Annotated in this window: 6 protein-coding genes; 3 read left to right on the plus strand and 3 right to left on the minus strand. The window is 71.0% G+C overall.

Annotated features, from left to right (window positions below):
- Positions 1–538 precede the first annotated feature (538 nt).
- Complete coding sequence (locus CLM62_RS47205; protein ID WP_095756079.1) at positions 539–1,093, minus strand: MarR family winged helix-turn-helix transcriptional regulator; 555 nt, start codon at positions 1,091–1,093, stop codon at positions 539–541.
- 141 nt (positions 1,094–1,234) lie between these two features.
- On the opposite strand from CLM62_RS47205, the gene CLM62_RS47210 reads away from it, so the two are divergent.
- Positions 1,235–2,515, plus strand: a complete 1,281-nt coding sequence (locus CLM62_RS47210; protein ID WP_095756083.1) for an MFS transporter — start codon at positions 1,235–1,237, stop codon at positions 2,513–2,515.
- A 287-nt stretch (positions 2,516–2,802) separates the two neighbouring features.
- Here CLM62_RS47210 and CLM62_RS47215 read toward each other — a convergent pair whose 3' ends face one another.
- The gene (locus tag CLM62_RS47215; RefSeq protein ID WP_095756080.1) at positions 2,803–4,452 is read right to left on the minus strand and encodes a SpoIIE family protein phosphatase; all 1,650 of its coding nucleotides are present in this window, start codon (positions 4,450–4,452) and stop codon (positions 2,803–2,805) included.
- A 182-nt stretch (positions 4,453–4,634) separates the two neighbouring features.
- Positions 4,635–6,014: an NAD(P)/FAD-dependent oxidoreductase gene (locus tag CLM62_RS47220; protein WP_095756081.1), complete on the minus strand. Its 1,380-nt coding sequence runs from the start codon at positions 6,012–6,014 to the stop codon at positions 4,635–4,637.
- Positions 6,015–6,389: 375 nt separating this feature from the next.
- Here CLM62_RS47220 and CLM62_RS47225 point away from each other — a divergent pair, with 375 nt between their 5' ends.
- Positions 6,390–7,175 carry a TetR/AcrR family transcriptional regulator gene (locus CLM62_RS47225; RefSeq protein WP_095756082.1) on the plus strand — a complete coding sequence of 262 codons (786 nt, stop codon included), beginning with the start codon at positions 6,390–6,392 and terminating at the stop codon, positions 7,173–7,175.
- 271 nt (positions 7,176–7,446) lie between these two features.
- Positions 7,447–8,472 (plus strand): sigma-70 family RNA polymerase sigma factor (locus CLM62_RS47230; protein ID WP_143659300.1); only part of this gene is annotated, 1,026 nt, incomplete at its 3' end.

Genomic DNA, 8,472 nt, shown 5'->3' on the forward strand with positions numbered 1-8,472 from the left:
GGGTATCAACATATCTGGCGTTGACTTTTGGCACGCTGTTGAGTTCTCAAGGAACGGACGCTTCCTTTGTACTCACCCGAGAGACTCTCTCGCGGCTTTCCTCCGGGCGCTTCCCTTCGGTCTTGCGCTTCCAACTCTACCAGATCATTTCTTGATCCGATTCCCAGTCGGAGGGGGTTTGCTTTCCGGCCTCTCGGCCTTCCGGCGGTGTCGACTTTATCAGATCCTCTCGGTGTCTGACGCCCAGTCAACGGGCTTGTCCTCGCGGCCGTTGGGCCGTTCCGACGTCTCAAACCTTAGCTGATTCCCTCGGCAGGTCCCAAATCGAGGTGCCGAGCCCAGATCGAATTGAATTCGGGCGTGCCGAATTCAACCCCGCCGGGAGATCATGCTGGTGGTTTGAGGTGCCGCTCATGCGGCGGATGTGCTGCCGCAGAACCGTTACGGCTCCGTGGCAACCCGAAGAACTTTACGGATCGGGCAGGGGGCTGTCAAGCACCCCCTGTCAAGATCTTTTACTGATGCCTCGGGTCCGGCATCAGTCCAGGTCACTGAGGCGTCCGCCCGCGTCCGGCTGGGCGTGCTCCACCCTGCGCAGGAGGCGGGTGAGGACTTCGCCGAGGGCCGTGCGCTCGTCCGGTGAGAGGTCCTGGAGCAGGTCCTCCTCGAAGACCGAAGCGAGACGCATCGCCTCCAGCCACTTCTCGCGGCCCTCGGCGGTCAGCTCGACGATCACGCGGACGCGGTTGGACTCGTCGCGCTCCCTGGTGACCAGCCCTTCGGTGACCATGCGGTCGATCCGGTGGGTCATCGCGGCCGGCGTCAGGCCGAGGCGCTTGGCGAGGTCGGTCGGGCCCATGCGGTAGGGCGCGCCGGAGAGGACGAGTGCTTTGAGGACCTCCCACTCGGCGTTGCTGATGCCGAGGGCTGAGGTCTGGCGGCCGTAGGCGACGTTCATGCGGCGGTTCAGGCGGGACAGCGCCGAGACGATCTTCTCGACCTGGGGGTCGAGGTCCTGGAACTCGCGCTGGTAGGCGGCGATCTGCTCTTCGAGGGTCGGCTCGCTGCTGATGCTGCCGGAGGTGTCGCCCATGGGCGCAGTATCGCACGCGTCTGCTTGGCCTTGAAGTCCTTCTCTGTGTACTGTTTAGGTTCGAACTTTAGCTTTGAAGTCCTCAGACCTAACTACTGAGGACCTCCAACCAACTCGAGAGAGGTGAACGTGACCAGGGCGATGGGCGCAGCGATGCGCCGGATCCATGTGGGCAACGCACTCAGCGCGTTCGGGCTCGGCTTCACCGTCCCGTACCTGTACGTCTATGTGGCGCAGGTGCGGGCACTGGGGGCCGTGACGGCGGGGCTCGTTCTCGCCGTGTTCGCCATGGCCGCGCTGGTCGTGCTGCCTTTCGCCGGGCGGGCCATCGTCCGGCGGGGCCCGCTGCCGGTGCTGCTCGCCGCCCTGGTCACCGCCGCGCTGGGGGCGCTGAGCCTGGGGCTCGCGGGCAGTGCGACGACCGTATTGCTGTCGGCGGCCGCGCTCGGGGCGGGGCAGGCCGTGATGCAGCCGGCGCTCGCGACGATGATCGTGGACTGCTCGACGGCTCGGACGCGGTCGCGGGCGTTCGCGACGCAGTTCTTCCTGCAGAACCTGGGGCTCGGGGTCGGTGGGCTCATCGGCGGGCATCTCGTCGACACGACTCGCGTCTCCTCCTTCACGCTGCTGTTCGCGATCGAGGCGGCGATGTTCCTGGTGCTGGTCGTGGTGATGGTGACGGTGCGGATGCCGCACTCGCCGCGGATCGCGGAGGTGCCGGGGCGGTCGGGGTCGGTCCGCGGGGGCTGGAGGCAGTTGCTGGGCAACCGGGCCATGGTGCAGCTGTGTGTGCTGGGGTTCGTGTTGTTCTTCGCCTGCTACGGGCAGTTCGAGTCGGGGCTGAGTGCGTACGGGGTGGAGGCGGCCGGGATCTCGACGTCCGCGTTGGGGTCGGCACTGGCGGCGAACACCGCGGTGATCGTGGTCGCGCAGTTCGCCGTGCTGAGGTTCGTGGAGCGGCGGAGGCGGTCTCGGGTGATCGCGTCCGTGGGACTGATCTGGGCCCTGGCATGGGGCGTGGCGGGTTGTGCGGGGCTCGGGCACGGCAGCCGGGAGATGGCCACGGCCGCGTTCATCTCGACGTACGCGCTGTTCGGCCTGGGTGAGGCGATGCTGTCGCCGACCGTCGCTCCGTTGGTCGCCGACCTCGCGCCGGCCGGGATGGCCGGGCAGTACAACTCCGCCTTCGCCCTGGTGAAGCAGCTCGCGCTGGCTGTCGGTCCGGCGGTGGGCGGGCCGATGGGTGCCTCGCTGCACGCGCCGTACATCGTGACGTTCCTGCTGTTCTCGCTGGGCATCAGTGTGCTGGCGCTGCGGCTCGGGCGGCACCTCACGGACGTGCAGGACAAGCCGGCGCTCGCGAACAGCCGGGTGGTCGCCGGGAGCGGAGCGTCCGCGGAGCCCATGGCGGCGCAGGCTTGAGGAGGGCCGCGAAGTGGGAAGCCGCGGCGAGTACGCCCAGCTGCCACCGCGGGAGGCTCAGGACGAAGCCTGAGGTCCGTGCGGCGAGGACCACCACGCTCGGGATCACGGCGATCATCAGGCCGAGCAGGGTGCTCACCCCGATGAGGGCAGCGAACTGGCGGAGCCGGTCCGCCACTCGGCCGGGGTGACGTCGACGGAGGTCGCGGGCAGCTCGGCGGTGCGGTGGACCGGCAGGTACCCGAGTCCGTGCGACGCCTGTGGCGGGGGTGGAGCACCCCCGCTCGTCAGGTCGTCGCCCGCGGCAGGACGAACTCGCACCACACCGCCTTCCCACCGCCCGGTGTCCTCCGTGACCCCCACGCCGACGCGATCGTCGCCACGATGGCGATGCCCCGGCCCGACTCGTCGCCGGGTTCCGCGCGCCGGCGCCGCGGGAGGTGGTCGTCGCCGTCCGTGACCTCGACGATCAGTCGGCGGTCGGTGCGGCGGAGGCGCAGGCGCATGGGTGGGGTGCCGTGCTGGAGTGAGTTGGCGACCAGTTCGCTGGCGGCCAGGACGCCCAGGTCGTGCAGTTCCACCGGGAACCGCCAGCTCGTCAGCACGCCCGAGGCGAACGCACGCGCGCGTGGCGCCGCTTCCACGCCGCCCAGCAGTTCCAGGGCCGCGTTGCGGAAGAGGTCGCTGTCCGGGCCCGTGCGGGCGGGATGCTGGAGGACCAGGACGGCCACGTCGTCGTCGTGGTCCGCCGTCACGCCCGCCGAGCGGACCAGGCGGTCGCAGACGACCTGCGGGGTGCCGGTCGCGCCGGCCAGGGCTCGCTCCAGGGACGCGATGCCCTCGTCCAGGTCCTCGTTCCGCCGCTCGACCAGGCCGTCCGTGTACAGCACCGCCGTGGAACCCGGGCTCAGCGGGATCGAGCCCGAGGCGTGCATCCAGCCGCCCGTGCCGAGCGGTGGGCCGGTCGGTTCGTCGGCGCGCTGGACGGCTCCGCTCTCGTCGCGGACCAGGATGGGCAGGTGGCCGGCCGAGGCGTACACCAGCCGCCCCTCGTTCGGGTCGTGGACGGCGTACACGCACGTGGCGATCTGGTTGGCGTCGATTTCCATGGCGAGGCCGTCCAGGAGCTGGAGCACCTCGTGCGGGGGCAGGTCGAGACGGGCGTAAGCCCTGACCGCCGTACGGAGCTGGCCCATGACCGCCGCCGCGCGGACCCCTCGGCCCATCACGTCGCCGATCACGAGCGCCGTGCGGCCGCCGCCCAGTGTGATCACGTCGTACCAGTCGCCGCCGACCGCGGCCTCCGTGCCGCCGGGGTGGTACGTCGCCGCGATGCGCAGGTCGTCCGGTTGTTCGAGCTCTTGTGGGAGCAGGGACCTCTGGAGGGTGACCGCGGTTTCGCGCTGGCGGCGTTCGCTGGCTCTGAGGCGTTCGGCGGCTTCGGCGTGGTCGGTGACGTCCGTCGCGAAGACGAGGACGCCACCGTCGCCCTCGGCGATCGGCGTGCACGTGAACGTGTACGAGCGGCCGTCGGGGGCCTTGCGGGACTTGACCGTGCGGGGCTTGCCGCTGCGCAGGACCTGGTCCAGGAGCGGGAGCAGGCCGATCTCGTCCAGCTCCGGGAGGGCCTCGCGGGCCGGGGCGCCGGTCGGGCGGGCGCCGAAGGCGGTGACGTAGGCGTCGTTGACGTAGGCGAGGCGGTGGGCGGAGCCGTGGACGAGGGCGACGAGGGCGGGGACGCGGTCGAGGACCTCGCGCACCGGGAGTTCGTCGACGGCGGGCACGGGTGGTGCCGCGTCGGTCAGTTGTTCGGCGCGGGCCGCGGGGACGGAGCCCGAGACCTCTCCCCGCCGGTCCGGGAGGACCGTCTGTTCGGTCCGCGCTGCCGCGCGGCGCTGCGTTCCGGGGAGCCGGGCGCTCCAGCGCGTGAAGTTCACGAATCCTTGCCTCGTGTCATCGTCTTCGGCGGGCGCCCCGAGGGTGCAGCACTGTGGGGAAAGCCTCGGGGGTTCGAAGGGCGGGGTCTGTCCCGTCCAAGGTCGGGACCAGTCTGGCAGGGCGGCCGACCGGGTCGACATCCGTCAGACGCCTACCTTGCGGCCGGAGTTCCTCGGTCCGGTCAGGACGACCCCTTCGGGTTGTCCGTAGGTGTGTGAGGAGGCTTTCCACCGGCCGCGAGTTCGAACTCCGCTCGGGGATGTTCGAGTGATCCCAGGGAGACGATCTCCCTCTTGAAGAGCCCGGACAGGGTCCATTCGGCCAGGACACGGGCCTTGCGGTTGAAGGTGGGCACCCTGCTGAGGTGGTAGACGCGGTGCATGAACCAGGCAGGGTAGCCCTTCAGCTTGCGTCCGTAGACGTGGGCGACGCCTTTGTGCAGTCCCAGGGAGGCGACCGAGCCGACGTACTTGTGGGCGTACGTCTCCAGGGGCTCGCCGCGCAGGGAGTGCGCGATGTTGTCGCCGAGGGTCTTGGCCTGGCGCAGCGCGTGCTGGGCGTTGGGGGCGCATTCCCTGCCGGGTTCCTCGGCGGTGACGTCGGGGACGGCGGCGGCGTCGCCCGCGGCCCACGCGTGCGTGGTGCCCTCGATCGTCAGCTGGGGGGTGCATTTCAGCCGACCGCGTTCGTTCAGCGCCAGGGCCGTGGCGGCGAGGATCGGGTGGGGTTTGACGCCGGCCGTCCAGACGACCGTCCGGGTCGGGAAGCGGGCGCCGTCGCTGAGGACGGCGACGCGGTCCGCGCAGGACTCCAGGCGAGTGTTCAGCCGTACGTCGATGTTGCGGCGGCGCAGTTCGGTGACCGTGTAGCGGCCCATCTCCTCGCCGACCTCGGGCAGGATGCGGTCCGAGGCCTCGACGAGGATCCACTTCATGTCCTCGGGGCGGAGGTTGTGGTAGTAGCGCGCGGTGTAGCGGGCCATGTCCTCCAGCTCGCCGAGCGCCTCGACTCCGGCGTAGCCGCCGCCGACGAAGACGAAGGTCAGGGCCGCGTCGCGGATGGCGGGGTCGCGGGTGGAGGAGGCGATGTCCATCTGCTCGATGACGTGGTTGCGCAGGCCGATGGCCTCCTCGACGGTCTTGAAGCCGATGCCGTGCTCGGCGAGGCCGGGGATGGGCAGGGTGCGCGAGATCGAGCCGGGCGCGAGGACGAGTTCGTCGTACGACAGCTGCTGCGGGCCGGTGCGCTCCTCCTCGGTGGCGAGCGTGGTGACGGCGGCGGTGCGTTTGGCGTGGTCGATGGAGGTGGCCTCGCCGATGACGACTCGGCAGCGGTCGAGGAGGCGACGCAGCGGTACGACGACATGGCGGGGGGAGATGGAGCCCGCGGCCGCCTCGGGGAGGAACGGCTGGTAGGTCATGTACGGGTCGGGAGTGACCACGGTGATCTCCGCCTCGCCCCGGTCGAGTTCCCGTTTCAGCTTCCGCTGGAGGCGCAGGGCCGTGTACATCCCGACGTAGCCGCCGCCGACAACGAGAATGCGCGCACGTTCCTTCACCATCCCATGACGCACCCGGCGCTTGCGTTTGTCCACAGCCCCGACAAATTGTGTGACCGCGAGCCGTGGGAACGCAGGGTTGGCCGAATCACCGGAGTGCGGAGAAGGACCGCAGGTCAGCGGGGGTGCGCCCGGCGCCCGGAGGGGGTGCAATCGGGACGTATGCGACCCGTACTCCGATCGGGGGGCGCTCCGTGCGGAACGTGCCCCTTCTGAATTGACCCTCACTCAACTATGTTCGTGTGTCGACGGGGTGTAGGGGGATGCGCCTTCGGGTCCGCGACGCGCGGACCCGTGAACCGGGCTTGTTCCGTGCGCTCCGGCTTTCAATGGCGGGGAGAGTCTCCGGGGGGAGACGTCATTACCGGGGGAACACTTATGCATGTTCAGGACTCTCATTGGTCGTCCGCGTCTGCCATCGCATCCGGTGGCGGGGGGCTGGGCGGCGCGATGGGTTCGGCGATGAGCGCGGCGGGGGGCAACGGACGCGGGGACAGTGCGCGGACGACGCCGCTGCGGGTGGACGCACAGCGCAATCTGGAGCACGTGCTGCGTGCGGCGCGCGAGGTCTTCGGCGAGCTGGGGTACGGCGCGCCGATGGAGGACGTGGCGCGGCGCGCGCGGGTCGGCGTCGGCACGGTGTACCGGCGCTTCCCGAGCAAGGACGTCCTGGTGCGGCGGATAGCCGAGGAGGAGACCTCCCGGCTGACCGACCAGGCGCGCGCGGCGCTCGGGCAGGAGGACGAGCCGTGGTCGGCGCTCTCGCGCTTCCTGCGCACGTCGGTGGCCTCGGGCGCCGGGCGGCTGCTGCCGCCGCAGGTGCTGCGGGTCGGAGTGGACGAGGGCGCGGACGGGGCGCGGGTGCCGCAGCAGCGGACGCAGCCGGGTTCCGGGGAGCTGCGGTTAGTGCCGGAGGGGTCTTCGGCGCTCTCGGCGGACTCCGCGGTCGACGACACGGGGGCGGCGGCGCTGCTCGAGGTCGTGGGCCAGCTCGTGGAGCGGGCGCGCGCGGCGGGTGAGCTGCGGGCCGATGTGTCGGTGTCGGACGTCCTGCTGGTGATCGCCACGGCGGCGCCTTCGCTGCCGGACCCGGCGCAGCAGGCGGCGGCCTCGGCGCGACTGCTGGACATCCTGCTGGAGGGGTTGCGGTCGCGGCCGGTGTGACTCGAAGGGGTGATGCTGGGGCGTGGGCGCTGCGCGCCCTCGCTCCGTGCACCCCCCGGGCAGCATTCCGGTCATTTCGGGCGCGCGGCTCAACTCCCGGCATGGGAACGCCGATTGAGCCTTCCCCGTACGAGTGATGGCTGGCACTGCCTTGCGGAAAGCCCCCATGGACGAGTGGCCGGGCCGTGCCGCCTGATCCTGAACAAAAGCCAATATGGCACTCTGACCCGGTGTTCGGGACTGGTTGGGCAGGCGGCGGGGGCTTTCCGCGATGAGCTTTGACGGGCGGGACGGGTCATTCGGTGACGACGACGGGGAGGCCGGCGGCGCGGCCTCCCCGTATGTGCCGAGCCAGGGGGGACGGGCCGGCTTCCCGCAGGGCGGCAAACCGGTCGAGGCCACCATCCCGGCGCAGGGCGGCGAGCCCGTCGAGTCGAGCGTGCCGGCCCAGCGCGACCGGCGCGAGGACAGCGGCATCCTGCCGCCGCCCAGGGAGCTGCCGCCGTCCGACGCCGATCTGATCGACCGGATGCGCTCGGGCGACGACTCGGCCTACGAGGCGCTCTACCGGCGCCACGCGGACGCGGTGCGCCGGTACGCGCGCACCTGCTGCCGTGACGGCCACACCGCCGACGACCTCACGGCCGAGGTCTTCGCCCGCATGCTCCAGGCGGTGCGGGGCGGCTCCGGGCCCGAGCACGCCGTACGCGCGTATCTGCTCACCACCGTGCGACGGGTCGCCGCGAGCTGGACGAAATCCGCGAAGCGGGAGCAACTGGTCGACGACTTCGCGGTGTTCGCCGCGCAGTCCGCGCGCTCCTCCGAGGTGGCCGACAACGACACGCTCGACCTGGGCGCCGACGTCCGCGCGATGCACGAGGCCGAGCAGTCCATGGCCATGCAGGCCTTCCGGTCGCTGCCCGAGCGCTGGCAGGCCGTGCTGTGGCACACCGAGGTCGAGGACGAGTCGCCGAGCGAGGTCGCCACGCTCTTCGGGCTGGACGCCAACGGCACGCGCGTGCTCGCCAGCCGCGCCCGCGAAGGCCTCAAGCAGGCCTACCTCCAGGCCCACGTCAGCGCCGCCCTCGCCGGCGACGAGGAGTGCGCCCGCTACGCCGACCGGCTCGGCGCCTACGCCCGCGGCGGCCTGCGCACGCGGGCCGAACGGGGTCTGCGCAAGCACCTGGACGAGTGCGCCAAGTGCCGGCTGGCGGCGGGCCAGATCAAGGAAGTCGCCGGCGGTATCCCCGCGGTCGTGCCGGTCGCGGTCATCGGCTGGTTCGGCGCCGCCGGGTAC

This window comes from Streptomyces sp. SA15 (genome assembly GCF_002291145.1).
Lineage (GTDB): Bacteria > Actinomycetota > Actinomycetes > Streptomycetales > Streptomycetaceae > Streptomyces.